At 64.2% G+C, this 19,878-nt stretch carries 19 protein-coding genes; 13 read left to right on the top strand and 6 right to left on the bottom strand.

Annotation, left to right across the window (positions count from 1 at the left end; all coding sequences use genetic code 11):
* Positions 1-32: 32 nt before the first annotated feature.
* From AC1RGE_RS06630 to AC1RGE_RS06600, 7 genes are all read left to right on the top strand, one after another.
* The gene (locus AC1RGE_RS06630) at positions 33-2,408 is read left to right on the top strand and encodes an efflux RND transporter permease subunit (protein WP_011061561.1); all 2,376 of its coding nucleotides are present in this window, start codon (positions 33-35) and stop codon (positions 2,406-2,408) included.
* Positions 2,409-2,622: 214 nt separating this feature from the next.
* Entirely contained in the window at positions 2,623-2,916 is a 294-nt protein-coding gene (locus AC1RGE_RS06625) for a DUF5629 family protein (RefSeq protein ID WP_011061560.1), read from the top strand.
* The gene (locus AC1RGE_RS06620; RefSeq protein WP_019094608.1) at positions 2,903-4,081 is read left to right on the top strand and encodes a lactonase family protein; all 1,179 of its coding nucleotides are present in this window, start codon (positions 2,903-2,905) and stop codon (positions 4,079-4,081) included. The genes AC1RGE_RS06625 and AC1RGE_RS06620 overlap by 14 nt, the downstream gene beginning before the upstream one ends.
* Before the next feature lie 155 nt (positions 4,082-4,236).
* Positions 4,237-4,416 (top strand): hypothetical protein, encoded by a 180-nt coding sequence (locus AC1RGE_RS06615; protein ID WP_015635803.1) that lies wholly within the window; start codon positions 4,237-4,239, stop codon positions 4,414-4,416.
* A 196-nt stretch (positions 4,417-4,612) separates the two neighbouring features.
* Positions 4,613-4,738, top strand: a complete 126-nt coding sequence (locus AC1RGE_RS06610) for a hypothetical protein (RefSeq protein WP_015635802.1) — start codon at positions 4,613-4,615, stop codon at positions 4,736-4,738.
* A gap of 112 nt (positions 4,739-4,850) precedes the next feature.
* Positions 4,851-5,030 (top strand): hypothetical protein, encoded by a 180-nt coding sequence (locus tag AC1RGE_RS06605; RefSeq protein WP_368994843.1) that lies wholly within the window; start codon positions 4,851-4,853, stop codon positions 5,028-5,030.
* Positions 5,027-5,287 (top strand): hypothetical protein, encoded by a 261-nt coding sequence (locus tag AC1RGE_RS06600; RefSeq protein WP_041118453.1) that lies wholly within the window; start codon positions 5,027-5,029, stop codon positions 5,285-5,287. Before AC1RGE_RS06605 ends, AC1RGE_RS06600 begins: the two co-directional genes overlap by 4 nt.
* A 59-nt stretch (positions 5,288-5,346) precedes the next feature.
* Here AC1RGE_RS06600 and AC1RGE_RS06595 read toward each other — a convergent pair whose 3' ends face one another.
* Both AC1RGE_RS06595 and AC1RGE_RS06590 read right to left on the bottom strand, forming a co-directional pair.
* On the bottom strand, positions 5,347-8,445 hold the full coding sequence (locus AC1RGE_RS06595) for a multidrug efflux RND transporter permease subunit (protein ID WP_015635799.1): 3,099 nt from the start codon (positions 8,443-8,445) through the stop codon (positions 5,347-5,349).
* 9 nt (positions 8,446-8,454) lie between these two features.
* On the bottom strand, positions 8,455-9,609 hold the full coding sequence (locus tag AC1RGE_RS06590) for an efflux RND transporter periplasmic adaptor subunit (RefSeq protein ID WP_011061553.1): 1,155 nt from the start codon (positions 9,607-9,609) through the stop codon (positions 8,455-8,457).
* A 202-nt stretch (positions 9,610-9,811) separates the two neighbouring features.
* Here AC1RGE_RS06590 and AC1RGE_RS06585 point away from each other — a divergent pair, with 202 nt between their 5' ends.
* The 5 genes from AC1RGE_RS06585 to nudC all read left to right on the top strand — a co-directional run bounded on the left by AC1RGE_RS06585 (position 9,812) and on the right by nudC (position 14,637).
* Positions 9,812-10,513 (top strand): response regulator, encoded by a 702-nt coding sequence (locus AC1RGE_RS06585; RefSeq protein WP_011061552.1) that lies wholly within the window; start codon positions 9,812-9,814, stop codon positions 10,511-10,513.
* Positions 10,514-10,517: 4 nt separating this feature from the next.
* Complete coding sequence (locus tag AC1RGE_RS06580; RefSeq protein WP_011061551.1) at positions 10,518-11,822, top strand: ATP-binding protein; 1,305 nt, start codon at positions 10,518-10,520, stop codon at positions 11,820-11,822.
* 190 nt (positions 11,823-12,012) lie between these two features.
* Positions 12,013-12,789, top strand: a complete 777-nt coding sequence (locus tag AC1RGE_RS06575; RefSeq protein WP_065364168.1) for a class I SAM-dependent methyltransferase — start codon at positions 12,013-12,015, stop codon at positions 12,787-12,789.
* A 198-nt stretch (positions 12,790-12,987) separates the two neighbouring features.
* Entirely contained in the window at positions 12,988-13,800 is an 813-nt protein-coding gene (locus AC1RGE_RS06570) for a crotonase/enoyl-CoA hydratase family protein (RefSeq protein WP_015635797.1), read from the top strand.
* Positions 13,801-13,806: 6 nt separating this feature from the next.
* Positions 13,807-14,637, top strand: coding sequence for an NAD(+) diphosphatase (gene nudC, locus AC1RGE_RS06565; protein ID WP_015635796.1), 831 nt, complete (start codon positions 13,807-13,809; stop codon positions 14,635-14,637).
* Here nudC and AC1RGE_RS06560 read toward each other — a convergent pair.
* Entirely contained in the window at positions 14,605-15,384 is a 780-nt protein-coding gene (locus AC1RGE_RS06560) for a TSUP family transporter (protein WP_011061548.1), read from the bottom strand. The genes nudC and AC1RGE_RS06560 overlap by 33 nt on opposite strands.
* Before the next feature lie 288 nt (positions 15,385-15,672).
* The gene (locus AC1RGE_RS06555) at positions 15,673-16,908 is read right to left on the bottom strand and encodes an acyl-CoA dehydrogenase family protein (protein WP_011061547.1); all 1,236 of its coding nucleotides are present in this window, start codon (positions 16,906-16,908) and stop codon (positions 15,673-15,675) included.
* Between the two features lie 334 nt (positions 16,909-17,242).
* On the opposite strand from AC1RGE_RS06555, the gene sfnG reads away from it, so the two are divergent.
* Positions 17,243-18,337 (top strand): dimethylsulfone monooxygenase SfnG, encoded by a 1,095-nt coding sequence (sfnG, locus tag AC1RGE_RS06550; protein ID WP_011061546.1) that lies wholly within the window; start codon positions 17,243-17,245, stop codon positions 18,335-18,337.
* Positions 18,338-18,650: 313 nt separating this feature from the next.
* On the opposite strand, the gene AC1RGE_RS06545 is transcribed toward sfnG, so the two are convergent.
* On the bottom strand, positions 18,651-19,130 hold the full coding sequence (locus tag AC1RGE_RS06545) for a nuclear transport factor 2 family protein (RefSeq protein ID WP_011061545.1): 480 nt from the start codon (positions 19,128-19,130) through the stop codon (positions 18,651-18,653).
* 58 nt (positions 19,131-19,188) lie between these two features.
* Complete coding sequence (locus AC1RGE_RS06540; protein ID WP_093403424.1) at positions 19,189-19,752, bottom strand: TetR/AcrR family transcriptional regulator; 564 nt, start codon at positions 19,750-19,752, stop codon at positions 19,189-19,191.
* Between the last annotated feature and the right edge of the window lie 126 nt (positions 19,753-19,878).

Here is a 19,878-nt window from a genome sequence, read left to right as displayed (position 1 = left end):
GCCGGGCACATAATAAGAAGGTGGGGAATTCCATGAGCAGTCATCACCAGGACAAGGCGAACTTTCTTGAGCGCCTGATTTTCAATAACCGCCCGGCAGTGATCTTCATCTGCTTGCTGGTCAGCGCTTTCCTGTTCTGGCAGGCGACCCTGATCCGGCCGTCCACCAGCTTCGAGAAGATGATCCCGCTCAAGCACCCATTCATCGAGCGGATGATGGAGCACCGCAACGACCTGGCCAACCTGGGCAACACCGTGCGCATCTCGGTGGAGGCCCGCGACGGCGACATCTTCACCAAGGACTACATGGAAACCCTGCGGCAGATCAACGACGAGGTGTTCTACATCTCCGGCGTCGATCGCTCCGGGCTCAAGTCGCTGTGGAGCCCCAGCGTGCGCTGGACCGAAGTGACCGAAGAGGGCTTCGCCGGCGGCGAGGTGATTCCCCAGAGCTACAACGGTTCGGCCGACAGCCTCGAACAGCTGCGCAACAACGTGCTCAAGTCCGGCCAGGTCGGGCGCCTGGTGGCCAACGACTTCAAGTCCAGCATCGTCGATATCCCGCTGCTGGAGTCCTACCCGGACCCGCAGGACCAGGGCAAGCTGCTAGCCCTGGACTACCAGAAATTCTCCCACCAGTTGGAAGAGAAGATCCGCGACAAGTTCGAGGCGCAGAACCCCAATGTGAAGATCCACATCGTCGGCTTCGCCAAGAAGGTCGGCGACCTGATCGACGGCCTGATCATGGTGGTGATGTTCTTCGGCGTGGCCTTCATCATCACCCTGGTGCTGCTGTACTGGTTCACCTGGTGCATCCGCAGCACCATCGCGGTATTGATCACCACCCTGGTGGCGGTGGTCTGGCAACTGGGCCTGATGCACGCCTTCGGTTTTGGCCTGGACCCGTATTCAATGCTGGTGCCGTTCCTGATCTTCGCTATCGGCATTTCCCACGGGGTGCAGAAGATCAACGGCATCGCCTTGCAGTCCAGTGATGCCGACAACGCCCTGACCGCGGCGCGGCGCACCTTCCGCCAGCTGTTCCTGCCGGGGATGATTGCGATCCTCGCCGACGCCGTGGGCTTCATCACCTTGCTGATCATCGATATCGGGGTGATCCGCGAGCTGGCCATCGGTGCCTCCATCGGTGTGGCGGTGATCGTGTTCACCAACCTGATCCTGCTGCCGGTGGCGATTTCCTACGTCGGCATCAGCAAGCGCGCCATCGAGCGCAGCAAGAAGGACGCTTCCCGCGAGCATCCGTTCTGGCGCCTGCTGTCTAACTTCGCCAGCCCCAAAGTCGCGCCGATTTCCATCGCCCTGGCCCTGGTGGCCTTTGCCGGCGGCCTCTGGTACAGCCAGAACCTGAAGATCGGCGACCTCGACCAGGGCGCCCCGGAGCTGCGTCCCGATTCGCGCTACAACAAGGACAACAACTTCATCATCAGCAACTACTCCACCAGTTCCGACGTGCTGGTGGTGATGGTCAAGACCGCGGCCGAAGGCTGCTCGCGCTATGAGGCCATGGCGCCGATCGACGAGTTGATGTGGAAGATGCAGAACACCGAGGGAGTGCAGTCGGCGATTTCCCTGGTGACCGTCTCCAAGCAGATGATCAAGGGCATGAACGAGGGCAACCTGAAGTGGGAAACCCTGTCGCGCAACCCTGACGTGCTGAACAACTCCATTGCCCGGGCCGACGGTCTGTACAACAACAACTGCTCCCTGGCGCCGGTGCTGGTGTTCCTCAACGACCACAAGGCCGCGACCCTGGACCGTGCGGTGCATGCGGTGCAGGAGTTCGCCACGCAGCACAACAAGGACGGCCTGGAGTTCATTCTCGCTGCCGGCAACGCCGGGATCGAGGCCGCGACCAACGAGGTGATCAAGGAGTCCGAGCTGACCATCCTGATCCTGGTCTACATCTGCGTGGCCGGCATGTGCATGATCACCTTCCGCTCCTGGGCGGCGACCCTGTGCATCGTCCTGCCACTGGTGCTGACGTCGGTGCTGGGCAACGCGCTGATGGCCTTCATGGGCATCGGGGTCAAGGTGGCGACCCTGCCGGTGGTGGCGCTGGGGGTGGGCATCGGCGTGGACTACGGCATCTATATCTACAGCCGCCTGGAGAGCTTCCTGCGGGCCGGCCTGCCGCTGCAGGAGGCCTACTACCAGACCCTGCGCTCCACCGGCAAGGCCGTGCTGTTCACCGGCCTGTGCCTGGCCATCGGCGTGTGCACCTGGATCTTCTCGGCCATCAAGTTCCAGGCCGACATGGGCCTGATGCTGACCTTCATGCTGCTGTGGAACATGTTCGGTGCCCTGTGGCTGCTGCCGGCCCTGGCGCGGTTCCTGATCAAGCCGGAGAAGCTCGCGGGGCAGAAGGGCAACTCGCTGTTCGCCCACTGATCCCGTTGCATGAGTACTCAGCCGCACCCTCGGGTGCGGCTTTTTCATGCCCGGTGTTCCGAGGGGAAAGCGGGTGGTGCTGAAGAACCGGGCGGCCCCGGCAGTGCCTGTCGGAGGATGTATCCGGGGCAGTCGCTTGCGCGGCGCAATGCTGGCCCAACCCGGCAGCGCCAATCAGCTATCATTGCGCCTTTCCATCTGATGACTGATCGCTATGACCGCTGCTACCGACACCTTGATCTGCGCCCTTGAAGCCTGCGACATGCTGGAAATCGACGGCCTGCACGCTTTCGATTTCACCCTCGACGAGCAGCGCCTGCTGATCGAGTGCATGGACGGCCGCGCGGCCAAGCGCTGGAGCTTTACCCTGGCCCAGGTCCAGGCCGCGACCTTCGACCAGGACTTGCAGAGCTGGACCCTGGCAGGCGACTCCGGTGAGCACCGCCTGGTGTGCATGAGCGCGTTCAGTGCCCGCGACGAAGAGGAAGGTGAACATGAAGATGCGTAATTTCTGGCCCCTGTTGATGGCCGGCAGTGTCGGTGCCATGGCGGTCCAGGCCGCGCCGGCCACCGAAACCCATGAGCTGCTGGTGGGGTCCTATACCCAGGGCCAGAGCCAGGGTCTGTACCGCCTGCAATTCAATGAGCGCACCGGCCAAATCGACCCCAAGCCGCTGCAGGTGGTGAAGAGCTCCAACCCGTCCTGGCTGACCTTGTCCAAGGACCTCAAGTTCGTCTTCGCGGTGAATGAGAACAGCCCGGGGCAGGCCGACCCCATCGGTCGTGTCAGCAGCTACAGCCTGGCGCCGAAAACCCATCAACTGAGCCTGATCAACCAGGTGCAGAGCCAGGGTAACGAGCCCACCCATTCCAGCCTGAGTGCCGACGGCAACTACCTGTTCGTCAGCAACTATTCGGTGGATGTGGATCCGGGCGGCAGCCTGGCGGTGGTGCCGGTCAGCGATGACGGTCATCTGTCGCCGGTGGTGCAGCTCACCAGTCATCCGGCCAGCCGGGTCGACCCCGAGCGCCAACAATCGGCCCACGTGCATTCGTCGGTGCCGTCCCCGGACGGCAAGTTCCTGTTCGCCAACGACCTGGGTGCGGACAAGATCTTCGTCTATCGCTATGACCCCAAGGCCAATGCGGAACACCCGCTGAGCCCGGCCGACCCGGCCTTCGTCCAGCTGCCGCCGGGCAGCGGCCCGCGGCACCTGCTGTTCAGCGCCGATGGCAAGCATGCCTACCTGACCATGGAAATGAGCGCTCAACTGGCGGTGTTCGACTACCAGGACGGCAAGCTGACTCAGCGTCAGATGCTCGACCTGGCGGCCAACGGCTCCAAGGAGAAAAAGGCCGCCGCGGCCTTGCATGCTTCCAAGGACGGCCAGTACCTGTATGTCAGCAACCGGGGCACCGCCAACCAGTTGCTGGTGTTTGCCATCGACCCGGCCAATGGCCAGCTCAAGGAAATCCAGCGGCGTTCGGTGGAAGGCGATCACCCACGGGAGTTCAGCCTCGACCCGAGCAACCGCTATGTGCTGATCGGCAACCAGAAAAGCAACGAGATCGTGGTGATCGAGCGCGACGCCAAGACCGGTTTCCTGGGCAAGACCGTGCAGAAACTGCCGTTCGATTCCCCCAGCGATATCAAATTCCTGGTGCGTCAATAGACCGCAGGCCCCGGCATCCGGGGCCTGACTCCTTCTATTAACGACGCTGATAATGGCTACTGCCGCAAAGAATTTTTTCCCGCCAACCCTCGGGAGTAAGTTTGCTTCACGGCCCACACGGGCAAGCAAGCCAACTGAATACGAGGGTTACCGCCATGAACTTCAATCTCTTCTCCGTGATCGCAGCCTCCGCCATTTCCGCCACCGTGGCACTGCCTGCCAGCGCCAGCGTGGAAATCAGCCAGAAGAAATCCAGCACCAACACCTACACCCAGAAGTACCTGCAACAAAGCGCCAACTTCTACGCCGCCCTGGATCACAAAGCCCAGCAATGAGTGCTCCGGATCACCCCGCAAGCAGCAAACCCAAGGTATGCAGGAGCGAAGTCACTGAAGCAGTGATGTCGCTCCTGCATCACCTGTTTGCGACTTATTCTTCCCGCCAGGCAAATTTTGCTTGGTAGTGTCATATAGCCATGTGTTTAAATTTGACGCTGAATTATTGACTCTTTCCCGAGCAAGGATCGATAGCATGGTGATGCGTCTGACCGTGGTTCTGCTGTTGCTCTACTCCACCCCCATCCTGTCCTCTGCCCAGCCTGTCGAAGGCGAGCCGGAGACTTCCCGCGAGCGTCTGACCAGCCTGTTGCAGGACTGAGACGCGAGTTTAAAGCATCAAGAAAATTGATGATGGCTATGGATATAAACGTCTTTTTACTGGCGTTTGATTGATAGATCCTCTGGGCACGAAAACGCCTCAGGAGATCACCATGGCCCGTTCGATCCTCAGTTCCGCCAAGCACGGCGCCTACCTGGCGCTGGGGCTTTATCTGCTTCTGATGCTCTGGGCCAGCCTGGCTGCGGGCCTGCCGAGCGCTGCGTTGATTGATTCCGGCGCGGCAAGCGGCCAGAGCCCGGTACTCCATGCCGAAGCGGGGAGACGGCCATGAAAGGGCGCCGTCTGATGATCACCGCCTTCCTCGCGTTCTTCACCAATGGCACCAGCCTGCTGGGGCTGGGCCAGGGCTCGGCCGGAGCATTGGCGCGGGCCATCGAATGCAATCACCAGATCGCCCATCACAGCCAGGCGGCCAAGGCTCCGGCGCTGCTGGCGGGCAATCCACCGGGCAAATCCGCTGCGGCCTTTCCCGGGCCTTTCGCCCTGGATTGCCCACAGGCACGGGTATGCCCGGCCATGGCGGCCTGAGACGAGAAGAGGGGGCAAGAGAAGAAGGAGCCCCGGAACCGGGGCCCCATGCAGCGATGTCAGTCCTTGGACGAACCGCGTTTCACCAGTTTCATCACCACCACGAAGAACACCGGCACGAAGATCACTGCCAGGGTTGCGGTGATCATGCCGCCGATCACCCCGGTACCGATCGCCTGCTGGCTGGCGGAGCTGGCGCCGGTGGCGATGGCCAGGGGCACCACGCCGAGGATGAACGCCAGCGAGGTCATGACGATGGGGCGCAGGCGCAGGCGTGCAGCCTGCACCGTGGCATCGATCAGATCATGGCCTTCGTCGTACAGGCTCTTGGCGAACTCGATGATCAGGATCGCGTTCTTCGCTGACAGGCCGATGATGGTGATCAGGCCGACCTTGAAGAACACGTCGTTGGGCATGCCGCGCAGGCTCACCGCCAGCACTGCGCCCAGTACCCCCAGGGGCACCACCAGCAGCACCGAGGTGGGAATCGACCAGCTCTCGTAGAGCGCCGCCAGGCACAGGAACACGATCAGCAGCGACAGGCCCAGCAGCATCGGCGCCTGGCTGCCGGACAGCCGTTCCTGGAGTGACAGGCCGGTCCATTCCAGGCCCAGCCCGGTGGGCAACTGCGCCACCAGCCGTTCGATTTCCTGCATGGCTTCACCGGTACTGTGGCCAGGGGCCGGCTCGCCGGAGACGGCAATGGCCGGGTAGCCGTTGTAGCGGGTCAGTTGCGCAGGGCCCAGGCTCCAGCTGGCGCGGACGAAGGCCGACAGCGGCACCATCTTGCCGGCGCTGTTGCGCACGTTCAGGCGCAGCAAGTCTTCGACCTGGCTGCGCTGGTCGCCTTCGGCCTGGATCACCACCCGCTGCATCCGCCCCTGGTTGGGGAAGTCGTTGACGTAGGACGACCCCAGGGCGGTGGACAGCAGGCTGCCGATATCGGCAAAGGACACGCCCAGGGCGTTGGCCTGCTTGCGGTCGACTTCCAGTTGCACCTGCGGCGCTTCGGCCAGGGCACTTTCCCGGACGTTGGCCAGGATCGGGCTCTTTTCCGTGGCCTTGAGCAGCTCGTCCCGAGCCTGCATCAGGGCCGCGTGGCCGACGCCGCCACGGTCCTGCAGGCGGAACTCAAAGCCGCTGGAGGTGCCCAGGCCATCGATCGGCGGCGGCAGCACGGCGTACACCACAGCATCCTTGATCGCGCCGAGGGCGGCGTTGGCGCGGTCGGCGATGGACATCGCCGAATCCTCGCTGCCCCGTTGCGACCAGTCCTTGAGCGTGGTGAAGGCCAGCGCGGCGTTCTGCCCGTTACCCGAGAAGCTGAAGCCGAGAATGATGGTGCTGTCGCCGACTCCCGGTTCGCTGGCGTTGTGCGCTTCGATCTGCTCCACCACCTTGATCGTGCGGTTCTGGCTGGCACCAGGTGGCAGCTGGATGTCGGTGATGGTGTAGCCCTGGTCCTCCACGGGCAGGAAGGAGGAGGGCAGGCGGCTGAACAGCAGCGCCATGATCGCCAGCAGCGCCAGGTAGATCAGCAGGTAGCGGCCGGTACGCTTGAGCGCATAGGTCACGCCGCCCTGATAGCTGTCGCTCAGGCGTTCGAAGCGCCGGTTGAACCAGCCGAAGAACCCCGTGCGTTCATGGTGTTCGCCCGCCGCGATGGGCTTGAGCAGGGTGGCGCACAGGGCCGGGGTCAGGGTCAGGGCGAGGAACGCCGAGAACAGGATCGAGGTGGCCATGGACAGCGAGAACTGCTGGTAGATCACCCCCACCGAGCCGGGCATGAAGGCCATGGGGATGAACACCGCTACCAGCACCAGGGTGATGCCGATGATGGCCCCGGTGATCTGCTGCATCGCCTTGCGCGTGGCTTCCTTGGGCGACAGGCCTTCGGAGGCCATGATCCGCTCGACGTTCTCCACCACCACGATGGCATCGTCCACCAGGATGCCGATGGCCAGCACCATGCCGAACATGGTTAGCACGTTGATCGAGAACCCCAGGGCCAGCATGGTGGCGAAGGTGCCCATCAGGGCCACGGGCACCACCAGGGTGGGGATCAGGGTGTAGCGGATGTTCTGCAGGAACAGGAACATCACCAGGAACACCAGCACCATGGCTTCGGCCAGGGTGTAGAGCACCTTGGTGATCGAGACCTTGACGAAGGGCGAGGTGTCGTAGGGGATCTTGTATTCCACGCCGGCCGGGAAATAGCGCGACAGCTCGTCCATCTTGGCGCGGATCAGGGTCGCGGTATTCAACGCGTTGGCCCCGGGGGACAACTGCACGCCCACCGCGGTGGACGGCTTGCCGTTCAGGCGGGTGCCGTACTGGTATTCCTGGCTGCCGACTTCCACCCGGGCCACATCGCCGATGCGTACCGTGGAGCCGTCGGGGTTGGCCCGCAGGACGATATCGGCAAACTCTTCAGGGCTGGAAAGCTGGCCCTTGACCAGGATGGTCGCGGTGATTTCCTGGCTGGCGGGGTTGGGCAGGTCGCCGATGCTGCCGGCCGGAACCTGGGCGTTCTGCGCCGCCACCGCGGCGTTGACGTCGGCCGGGGTCAGGTTGAAACCGATCAGTTTCTGCGGGTCGAGCCAGATCCGCATGGCCCGCTCGGCACCGTACAACTGGGCCTTGCCGACGCCATCGAGGCGGCGGATCTCGTTCATCACGTTGCGCGCCAGGTAGTCGCTGAGGGCGACATCGTTCAGGCGGCCGTCACTGGAGGTCAGGGTGATCAGCAAGAGGAAGCCGGCGGAGACTTTCTCCACCTGCAGGCCCTGCTGGGTCACCGCCTGGGGCAGGCGCGGTTCCACTGCCTTGAGACGGTTCTGCACGTCCACCTGGGCCAGTTCCGGGTTGGTACCCGGCTGGAAGGTGGCGGTGATGGTGGCGCTGCCGAGGCTGCTCTGGGACGAGAAGTACAGCAGGTGGTCGGCACCGTTGAGCTCCTGCTCGATCAGGCTGACCACCGATTCGTCCAGGGTCTGTGCCGAGGCGCCCGGGTAGGCGGCGTAGATCTCGATCTGCGGCGGGGCCACGGTGGGGTATTGCGCCACCGGCAGTTGGGGGATCGCCAGGGCACCGGCCAACAGGATGAAGAAGGCGACCACCCAGGCGAATACCGGGCGGTCAATAAAGAATTGCGGCATGTGTACTACCTACTGGCCAGGGTTCTGGACGTGCGCAAGGGGGCTGGCGTCGATTTCCACCGGCTCGCCGGGGCGGGCGTGTTGCAGGCCTTCGACAATCACCCGGTCACCGGGCTTGAGGCCCTCGGTGACAATCCAGCGATCGTTCTGCACTCCACCCAGTTGCACCGGGTGCTGCACCACGTTGTTTTGCGCATCCACCAGCAGCACCTGGGCGATGCCGGCGCTGTCGCGCTGGATGGCCCGCTGCGGCACGCTGATGCCTTGCTGGTTGACCGCCTGTTCCAGGCGCACGCGCACGAAACTGCCGGGCAGCAGGTCGAGGTCCGGGTTGGGGAACTCGCTGCGCAGGATGATCTGCCCGGTACTCGGGTCAACGCTGATATCGGCGAACAACAGCTTGCCCGGCAGCGGGTAGAGGCTGCCGTCGTCCTGGATCAGGGTCGCCTTGGCCTGGTCCTTGCCCACCTGCTGCAACTGGCCGGCGCGGAAGGCCCGGCGCAGGTCGTTGAGTTCACGGGTGGACTGGGTCAGGTCGGCGTGGATCGGGTCCAGTTGCTGGATCAGCGCCAGCGGCGTGGTCTCGTTCTGGCCCACCAGCGCGCCTTCGGTGACCAGGGCGCGGCCGACCCGGCCGGAAATCGGCGCGGTGACGGTGGCATAGCCGAGGTTGAGCTTGGCCCGCTGCACCGCGGCCTGGTTGGCGGCGACGTCGGCGCTGGCCTGGCGTGCCGCAGCCCGGGCATTGTCGTATTCCTGGCCGCTGATGGCCTGGTCGGCGACCAGCTTGGAATAGCGCTGCTCCTGCAACTGCGCCTGGAAGGCGGTGGCCTCGGCCTTGCGCAGGCTGGCCTGGGCGCTGTCCAGGTCAGCCTTGAACGGGGCCGGGTCGATGCGGAACAAGACCTCGCCCTGCTTGACGTCGGAGCCTTCGCGGAAGGTCCGTTGCAGCACCACCCCGGCCACCCGGGCGCGGACTTCGGCGATCCGTGGCGCGGCGATGCGCCCGCTCAGTTCGCTGGTGATGGACAGGGCCTGGCTCTGTACGGTTTCGATCCGTACCTTGGCCGGTGGCGGCGTCTGCTCGCCTTCGGTCTTGCCACACGCGCTCAGCGCCGCTGCCAGAACGACCAGGCAGAATGGCGCAAAGAGTTTATTCGACATGCTGATACCCCAATAATGACCTCGGCATGCTAAGGGCATGGGTCAAGGCCCGCTGTGAAGCTGTGTAGGTGCTGTGTGAAAAAGTGTGAAGCCTGCGCACCGGTGCGGCCAGGGTTGTATATCCTTGGCGCCTTGCTGGTTTTGCCCGGTGCCTTATAAAGAACGCCGGTATTCTGTATTTCTTCAATAAAGATCGCTCTCCATGCCCAATATTCTTCTTGTCGAAGACGACACCGCGCTGTCCGAACTGATCGCCAGCTACCTGGAACGCAATGGCTATCAGGTCAGCGTGATCAGCCGTGGTGACCAGGTGCGGGAGCGGGCCAAGGCCAGCCCCCCGGACCTGGTGATCCTCGACCTGATGCTGCCGGGCCTGGATGGCCTGCAAGTCTGCCGCCTGTTGCGCGCCGACTCGGCGACCCTGCCGATCCTGATGCTGACCGCGCGGGATGATAGCCATGATCAGGTGCTGGGTCTGGAAATGGGCGCCGACGACTATGTGACAAAACCTTGCGAACCGCGAGTGCTACTGGCCCGGGTCCGTACCCTGTTGCGCCGCAGCAGCCTCAGCGAGCCGCAGAGCGCCAGCGACCAGATCCTCATGGGCAACCTGTGCATCGACCTGTCGGAGCGCACCGTGACCTGGCGCGAGCAGTTGGTGGAGCTGTCCAGCGGCGAGTACAACCTGCTGGTGGTGCTGGCCCGGCATGCCGGTGAAGTGCTGAGCCGCGACCAGATCCTGCAGCGCCTGCGGGGCATCGAATTCAACGGCACCGATCGTTCGGTGGACGTGGCGATCTCCAAGCTGCGGCGCAAGTTCGACGATCACGCCGGCGAGGCGCGCAAGATCAAGACCGTGTGGGGCAAGGGTTACCTGTTCAGCCGTTCCGAGTGGGAATGCTGATTCCATGCTGCGCATCCTGGTCCGTCTGTACCTGATCACCATCATTGCCTTCAGCGCCGCGATCTACCTGATCCCGGACCTGGTGATCAAGGTTTTCCACGAGCGTTTCCTGGACTACAACCTGGACCAGTCCCGGGGCCTGCAGAGCCTGATCGTCAAGCAGTTCCGCGCCTTGCCGGCGCAGCAGTGGCCGACCCTGGTCAAGGAGATGGACGAGGAGTTCCACCCGCTGCAGGTGGCCCTGGTGCGCATCGACGACCCGGATTTCAGCGATTACGAGCGCGAGCGCCTGCAACGCGGCGAGAAAGTGGTGCGCCTGGGCGATTGGGGCTGGCGCACCCTGGCGGTGTCGCCGCTGGATGAGCAACTGGCGGTGAAGCTGGTGGTGCCGCCGGACCCGCTGGACGTCAACCTGCTGTACTGGAGCATCAATGTCCTGATCGTCGCCGTGCTGCTGGCCTGCCTGCTGCTCTGGGTGCGCCCGCACTGGCGTGACCTGGAGCGCCTCAAGCGCACCGCCGAACGCTTCGGCAAGGGCCATCTGGGCGAGCGCACCCAGCTGCCCGCCAGTTCCAACATCGGCAGCCTGGCCAATGTCTTCGACACCATGGCCGGGGATATCGAAAAACTCCTGAACCAGCAGCGTGACCTGCTCAACGCGGTGTCCCACGAACTGCGCACGCCCCTGACCCGGCTGGATTTCGGCCTGGCCCTGGCGCTCTCCGACGATTTGCCGGCGGCCAGCCGCGAGCGCCTGCAAGGGTTGGTGGCGCACATTCGCGAACTGGATGAACTGGTACTGGAGCTGCTGTCCTACAGCCGCCTGCAGAACCCGGCGTGCCTGCCGGAGCAGATCGAGGTGTCCCTGGACGAGTTCATCGACAGCATCCTGGGCAGTGTCGACGATGAGCTGGAGTCGGATATCGTCATCGACGTCCTGCTGCACGGTGCCTTGGAACGTTTCACCCTGGACCCACGGCTGACCGCCCGGGCCTTGCAGAACCTGCTGCGCAATGCCACCCGTTATTGCGAGAAGCGCATCCAGGTGGGGGTGCTGGTCAGCGACGACGGCTGCGAGATCTGGGTCGACGATGACGGCATCGGCATTCCCGACGACGAGCGCGAGCGGGTGTTCGAGCCGTTCTACCGCCTGGACCGCAGCCGCGACCGCGCCACCGGCGGCTTCGGCCTGGGCCTGGCCATCAGCCGCCGGGCCCTGGAAGCCCAGGACGGCACCCTGACCGTGGAAGCCTCGCCCCTGGGCGGCGCGCGTTTTCGCCTGAGCCTGCCGCCCCCGCCCAGGGCCTGAATCCGTAGGAGCCGGCTTGCCGGCGAAGAGGCCCCTGAGCCGAGTGCCCCTGCGGATAACGCCTTCGCTGGCAAGCCAGCTCCTACAGCCTGCTCCTGCAACGGGGGTGCAACTGACAGGAGTTTCATGCTGCCTGTTGTCGGGCACGGTTTATCCTGTTCGTACTCACCCGCAATGAGGAGGTTCATCCATGAACGATCAGGCGATTCATCATGCTGCGGCCGACGGCTACCAACAGGCCGCCGATACCTATGTGCGGGGCCGGCCGGACTATCCGCCAGCCCTTGAGCCCTGGCTGCGGGAGACGCTGGGCCTCGGGCCGGGCAGGGTGGTGGTGGACCTGGGCGCCGGCACCGGCAAGTTCACCGGCCGCTTGCTGGCCACAGGGGCCCAAGTGATCGCGGTGGAGCCAGTCGAGCAAATGCGCGCCAGGCTGGCGGCGGCCCAGCCCGAGGCCCAGGTGCTGGAGGGCAGCGCCGAGGCGCTGCCGCTCAAGGATGCCTCGGTGGATGTGCTGGTCTGTGCCCAGGCCTTTCACTGGTTTGCCCACCGCGCGGCACTGGAGGAAATCCATCGCGTGCTCAAGCCCGGCGGCAAGCTGGCCCTGGTGTGGAACCTGCGGGATGCCCGGGTGCCCTGGGTGGCGCGCCTGGACGCCATCGTCAATGCCTTGCAGGCCGATACCCCGCGCTATTACACCGGTGCCTGGCGCCAGGCCTTTCCCCATCCGGGTTTCGGGCCTCTGCAGGAACAGCATTTCACCCAGGGCCACAGCGGCACGCCGGAGGACGTGATCTTCAACCGTGTGCGCTCCACCAGCTTCATCGCCGCCTTGCCCCAGGCCGAGCGCGAGGCCGTGGACCGGCAGATCGCCGCCCTGATCGACAGCGAGCCGCAGCTGCGGGGCAAGGCCCAGGTCACCGTGCCTTACACGACCGCCGCCTTCTATTGCATCAGGCAAGGCTGAGCTCATCACCCCCACATCGCCCCCATGTAGGCGCTGGCTTGCCAGCGAAGGCGTTATTCAGGGGCCTCTTCGCCGGCAAGCCGGCTCCCGCAGGGGCGGTGGCCAGTCCCGCTTTTGGCCGATGCGCTGCCTTACGGCCCGCCGCCGCCACTTGCTATAGTTCGGCCCTCATTTTCTGCCCAGTAAAGGATCACTGCCATGTCCGAATACCAAGCCTTTCGCGTCGAACTCGCTGACAACATCGCCCATGTGCAGATCAACCGCCCGGAAAAGATCAACGCCATGAACGCCGCGTTCTGGAGCGAGATCGTCGAGATCTTCCGCTGGATCGACGACACCGACGCAGTGCGCGTGGTGGTGCTCAGCGGTGCCGGCAAGCATTTTTCTTCGGGCATCGACCTGATGATGCTGGCCGGGGTGGCCAACGAACTGGGCAAGGATGTGGGCCGCAACGCGCGCCTGCTGCGGCGCAAGATCTTCCAGCTGCAAGCCTCGTTCAACGCCGTGGACAACTGCCGCAAGCCGGTGCTGGCGGCGATCCAGGGCTATTGCCTGGGGGGCGCCATCGACCTGATCAGCGCCTGCGACATGCGTTACGCCGCGGACGATGCGCAATTCTCGATCAAGGAAATCGATATCGGCATGGCTGCGGATGTCGGCACACTGCAACGTTTGCCACGTATCATCGGCGACGGCATCCTGCGCGAGCTGGCCTACACTGGGCGCACCTTCGGTGCCGAGGAAGCACGCAGCATTGGCCTGGTCAACCGGACCTACAGCGATGCCGCAAGCCTGCTGGACGGGGTCATGGGAATTGCCCGGGAGATCGCCGCCAAGTCGCCGATCGCGGTCAGCGGCACCAAGGAAATGCTCAGCTACATGCGTGACCACCGTATTGATGACGGCCTGGAATATGTCGCCACCTGGAACGCTGCCATGTTGCAGTCCAACGACTTGCGTGTGGCCATCGCCGCCCATATGAGCAAACAGAAACCCGAATTTCTGGATTGATTGACGATGATTGAACGCTGGACCACCGCAGTACTCGACACCGACCTTCCCGGCGGCTGGGCCGTGGCCCGCGGCCCGGACGGCTTTCTCTACGACGACAACGGCGCGCTGTTCCCGCGGCACTGGCTCAAGGGCCAGGACCTGCCTCTGCTGGCGGAACACGGCATCGGCCATCTCGATGGCGAGCCGGTGTACCTGCTGGAACTGAGCGCCCGCGCCGAAGTGCCGGGCTGCGGCTGGAAAGGCCTGCGGGCCTTCATGCTGGAGGGCGATCACACCCTGTACAAGGTCCTGGGCTATGCCGCGCAGATCGGCACCTGGGCCCGGGAGCACCGGTACTGCGGCAGTTGCGGGCAGCCCATGGCCCAGGTGCCGGGGGAGCGGGCGATGTATTGCCAGCCTTGCGACCTGCGCAGCTACCCGCGCATTTCACCGAGCATGATCGTGCTGATCACCCGCGGTGACGAAATCCTCCTGGCTCGTTCGCCGCGCTTCGTCACCGGGGTCTACAGCACCCTGGCAGGCTTTGCCGAGCCGGGAGAGTCGGCGGAGGACTGCCTGATTCGCGAGGTGCGCGAAGAGGTGAGCATCGAAGTCAGGAACATCCAGTACGTGGGCAGCCAATGCTGGCCGTTCCCCCATTCGATGATGCTGGGCTTTCACGCCGAATACGCCGGCGGCGAGATCATTCCCCAGGAAGACGAGATCGAGGACGCCCAGTGGTTCAGCGTCCATGCGCTACCGCCGTTGCCGGCCTCGCGCTCGATTGCCCGCTACCTGATCGATCTCTATGTGGCGCGCCGCCTAGGCCACGCTGAACCAGTGCTGCCAGGCTAGGCGCACGGTCAGCCCAAGGACCACGGTGATGAACACCGGGCGAATGAACTTGGCACCACCGCTGATGGCGGTGCGTGCGCCGAAGAAGGCCCCGACCATCACCGACAGGCCCATGCACAGGCCGATGATCCAGTCCACCTGCCCGGAAAACACGAACACCGACAGCGCCGCGATGTTGCTGACGAAGTTCATGCTGCGGGCCACGCCGCTGGCCTTGACCAGGTCGATGGGGTAGAGCAGCAGGCTGCTCACGGTCCAGAACGCCCCGGTGCCGGGGCCGGCCACGCCGTCATAGAAGCCCAGGCTGAAGCCCTGGCTCGATTGCCACTTCTTCTTGATCGGTGCGTCGCTGTCCAGTGGCGCCTTGGGCGTGCCGCCGAACAGCAGGTACAGGCCGCAGGCGAAGACGATCACCGGCAGCATCTTGTTCAGCCATTCCGCCGGCAGGTAGTGAGCGACGATGGCCCCGGTCAGGGCGCCCACCAGGGTGCCGACAATGGCGTGGGTCCATTGCCTGGGGTGGAACAGCTTGCGCCGATAGAAGGTGAAGCTGGCGGTGGCCGAGCCGAAGGTCGAGCTGAGTTTGTTGGTGCCCAGCACCAGGTGCGGCGGCAGGCCGGCGGTGAGCAGGGCCGGGGTGGTGAGCAGGCCGCCGCCGCCGGCAATGGCGTCGATGAAACCGGCGATGAAGGCCACGAGGGCGAGAATGGCGAGGGTGGTCAGGTCTACGCTGAGTTCGAAGGGCATGGGGTCGGCTTATTTCGGCGAGAAGCGCAAAGGGGGCTGCGCGAAAGTCCGCCATATTACCTGCAACCCAGCCCGCCGCGCGACCGCCTCGACCTTGGTCGGATGCCTCTCCCTGAACCGAGCGCCCGCCTGGATGACGCCTTCGCTGGCAAGCCAGCTCTTACGGGGCGGTGCGCCGAGATTTCGCTGCAGGAGCCGGCTTGGCGGCGAAGAGGCCGCTGGGCCGAGCGTTCGCCTGGATGACGCCTTCGCTGGCAGGCCAGCTCCTACGGGGGGCGGTGCCTGAGGTCAGCGCTGGGGGCCGTTGCCAATCTGCCAGACAAAGGGTGGCTCGCTGCCGTTGATCTTCCAGTCGCCGACGATCCGCGCCTTGTAGATCACTGGGTTGTGCGAAGACACGGTGCGCGCATTGCGCCAGTGCCGGTCCAGGGCCTTGCCCTGGCGAATGTCCGAAGCCCCCAGGGCATTGAACAGCTCGCTGGTGGCGCGCTGGACCAGTTCGGTGACCACCACCTGGGCCGTGGCCGATTCGATTTCCGCCGCCACATTGGCCGCACGCTCCTGGGCCGGGTCCCCGGCAAAGCGCGCCAGGTAGGCCTGTTGCGCAGGGGCTGCAGCACGCAGGGCGGCGGCTTCGGCGGCATACACCAGGGCCGCGATCTCGCCCACCACCTGCTGCACCTGGGCATCGGCGCTGGCCTGGGGCGCGTTGCCGTGGCTGTAGATGCGCTTGCGCACCCGCACTTCGTGGGCCACATCACGTAGCGCCGCGCGGCCGATGCCGGCCAGGGTCGCCAGCAGCACCAGCTGGTAGAACGCGGTCTGGTATTTGAAGCGGGTTGCGAAGTCGATGATGTTCTCGGCGTCCACTTCAGCGTCCTGGAAGCGCGAGGTGCCGCTGCCGGTGGTGCGCTGGCCGAAGCCGTCCCAATCGTCGCTCTGCTCGATGCCCGGCTGGCGGGTGCGCACCGCGGCAATCACGTCGCCGCCGGTGTCCGTGCGCTGGGCATAGACATCGATCCAGTCGGAGAAAATGCTCCCGGTGCTGTAGAACTTTTCGCCGTTGAGGCGCCATTTTTCGCCATCCGGAGAGACTTTGGTGATGACCTGGCCGATGTCCACGGCGCCGATTTCGGTCCAGGCGCAGCCGACGATATCGCCTTCGACAAAGCGCTTGAACCACAGGTCCCGGCCCGGTCCGGGCGTGGCATTGAGCCGATCCTCGACAAAGGCAAAGTGCCCGCGCAGGGCCTGGGGCACGTTGGCGTCGGCCTCGGCCAGCTCGATCAGCAGCTGGAACAGCTGGGGCAGGGAAGCGCCGCCACCGCCATATTCCAGCGGCACCCGTACCGCGCCGAATCCGGATTCCTTGAGCCACTGGATGGGCTCGTAGGGCAGTTTGCGTTGCTGTTCCCGTTCCACCGCGCCACTGGCGATGCGCTGGAAGATCGGGCGAAAGCCTGCGGCCAGGGTCTCGTAGTCGACCCCCACGGACAGCGGATTGATTACCTGGTGTTCAGTCATGGTGTAGCTCCTGGGTTCGGCAGAAAAAAGCGCTGCAGGGTCCAGGCCGATTGCACACACCATGCCGAAGCCGCAAACGCCGGTTTGCCGGGGCAAGGGCTCCGGCAGAGCGCCTGCAACTGTTGCTCCGCCAACAGTTCATCAACAAAACAGCCCGTTTCCAGGGTTGGCCGGCCCCGCGCCGCCGCAGGCAGCGAGCCTCAGCCATTGCCCGGGAGAGGGCGTGCTTGAGGCTCCACACGGCGTCTGGCGGCCTACGCGCCGAGGGCTTCCAGGCCCTGGCACGCTTGCTGCTCTGCTCCGGGGTACTTTCCCAAGTCCCGAGGACCGAACCATGAGTCAGCAAGCCGTGAAATTTGCCTACTGGGTGCCCAACGTCAGCGGTGGGCTGGTGGTCAGCAAGATCGAGCAACGCACCCATTGGGGCATCGACTACAACCGCAAGCTGGCGCAGATCGCCGAGCAGGCCGGCTTCGAATACGCCCTGACCCAGATTCGCTTCACCGCTGGCTATGGCGCCGAGTACCAGCACGAGTCGGTGGCTTTCAGCCACGCACTGCTGGCGGCCACCGACAAGCTCAAGGTGATTGCGGCGATCCTGCCCGGGCCCTGGCAGCCGGCCCTGGCGGCCAAGCAACTGGCGACCATCGACCAACTGACCAATGGCCGTATTGCGGTGAACATCGTCAGCGGTTGGTTCAAGGGTGAGTTCCAGGCCATTGGCGAGCATTGGCTGGAGCACGACGAGCGCTATCGCCGGTCCGAGGAATTCATTCGCTGCCTGCGCGGGGTCTGGAGCCAGGATGCCTTCACCTTCAGGGGCGATTTCTATCGCTTCGACCATTACAGCCTCAAGCCCAAGCCCCTGGGCCAGCCGGAGATCTTCCAGGGCGGCAGCTCGCGGGCTGCCCGGGACATGGCGGCCCGGGTTTCGGACTGGTACTTCACCAACGGCAACAGTGTCGAGGGGATCAAGGCCCAGGTCGATGACATCCGCGCCAAGGCCGCGGCCAACCAGCACTCGGTGAAGATCGGAGTGAACGCCTTCGTGATCGCCCGGGACACCGAAGAGGAGGCGCGGGCGGTGTTGCAGCAAATCATCGATCAGGCCGACCCGGAGGCGGTGAATGCCTTCGGTGACGCCGCCCGGCAGGCCGGCAAGGCGTCCCCCGAAGGCGAGGGCAACTGGGCCAAGTCGAGTTTCGAGGACCTGGTGCAGTACAACGACGGGTTCAAGACCAACCTGATCGGCACGCCACAGCAGATTGCCCAGCGCATCGTGGAGTTGAAGGCGGTGGGTGTGGACCTGGTACTGGCCGGGTTCCTGCATTTCCAGGAAGAGGTGGAGTATTTCGGCCAGCGCGTGCTGCCCCTGGTACGCGAGCTGGAGGCCCGGGCGCGGTCCAAGGAACAGGAAGCCGCCGCCTGAAGCCGCCCCTTGCCGACGAATGGGCCTAGGAGCCTTGTGCCGGGCTTGAGGGCGCTTTCGCTGGCAAGCCAGCTCCTACGGGGGCAGAGGAGGTGTGTTTTTTCGTAGGAGCCGGCTTGCCGGCGAACGGGCCTCGCAGCCTTGTGCCGGGCTAGAGGGTGCTTTCGCTGGCAAGCCAGCTCCTACGGGGGCGGAGGAGGTGTGTTTTTTCGTAGGAGCCGGCTTGCCGGCGAACGGGCCTCGGAGCCTTGTGCCGGGCTTGAGGGCGCTTTCGCTGGCAAGCCAGCTCCTACAAGCGCGGAGGCGGTGGTGATTACAGGCCCAGTTCGCTCAGGCCCGGGTGATCGTCGGGCCGGCGGCCCAGGGGCCAGTGGAACTTGCGCTCCTGGGCCTTGATCGGCATGTCGTTGATGCAGGCAAAGCGCCGGGCCATCAAACCCTGTTCGTCAAACTCCCAGTTTTCGTTGCCGTAGGAACGGAACCAGTTGCCCGAGTCGTCGTGCCATTCGTAGGCGTAGCGCACGGCAATACGGTTGTCGGTAAAGGCCCACAGTTCCTTGATCAGGCGGTAATCCAGTTCCTTGGCCCATTTGCGGGTCAGGAACGCCTTGGCCTCTTCGCGGTTGTGGGCGAACTCGGCGCGGTTGCGCCATTGGGTATCCAGGGTATAGGCCAGGGATACCCGCTCCGGGTCCCGGGAGTTCCAGCCATCTTCGGCCAGGCGGATCTTTTCAATCGCCGACTCGCGAGTGAAAGGCGGAAGGGGCGGGCGCACTTGAGCGTTAGACGACATGATCTGTCTCCAATGAAAGTTGCTGTTCAAACAAAGAAGCTGCTCTTGTTTAAAACAATCAGAGGTCCAATAACTTTCGCGCCATGCATTGCGCATTATCAGCAGCACTGTGATTGCCCATCACAAGGGCAACGGTAATGGCGCCATCGATCAGGATCAGCAGTTGCGCTGCCAGTTCCTCAGGATGTTGCACGCCATGTCCCTGGCAAAGCTCGGTCACGTAGTCGAGCAGGTTCTGCTTGTGCCGTTTTGCTACTTGGCGCACCGGGTCTTGCGGGTCGCCGGTTTCGCCACTGGTGTTGATAAAGGCGCAGCCGCGAAAACCGGGGGTTGCGAACCAGTCCTTGAGCACGTCGAACAGCGCCAGCAGGCGCAGGGCCGGGGTCGCGGCCTGGTTCACCGCGCTGCAGAACCAGTGCATCCAGCGCTGATCGCGACGCTCCAGGGCGGCCACCACCAGCTCGTCCTTGTTGGTGAAATAGCGGTAGACGCTCTTGCGCGAGACGCCGGCGGTCTTCACCAGAAGATCCATGCCGGTGGCGGCAATGCCGTTCTGGTAGATCAGTTTCTCGGTGACATCGAGGATGATGTCTCGGGTTTCAGAGTGCATGATTTCGTTCATGTGGCGAACAGTAGAACGATCGTTCTCCTTGGTCAATTATATTTTTTGTTTTTCTTCGAAACTGGCCATTACCCTTTGTAGGAGCTGGCTTGCCAGCGAAGGTGTCATTGCGCCTTGCGCAGGGCT

The organism is Pseudomonas sp. GW823-FHT02C05 (assembly GCF_058797595.1).
Note: the sequence above shows the minus strand (reverse complement) of the source record. Positions and strands in the feature narration are given on the sequence as shown.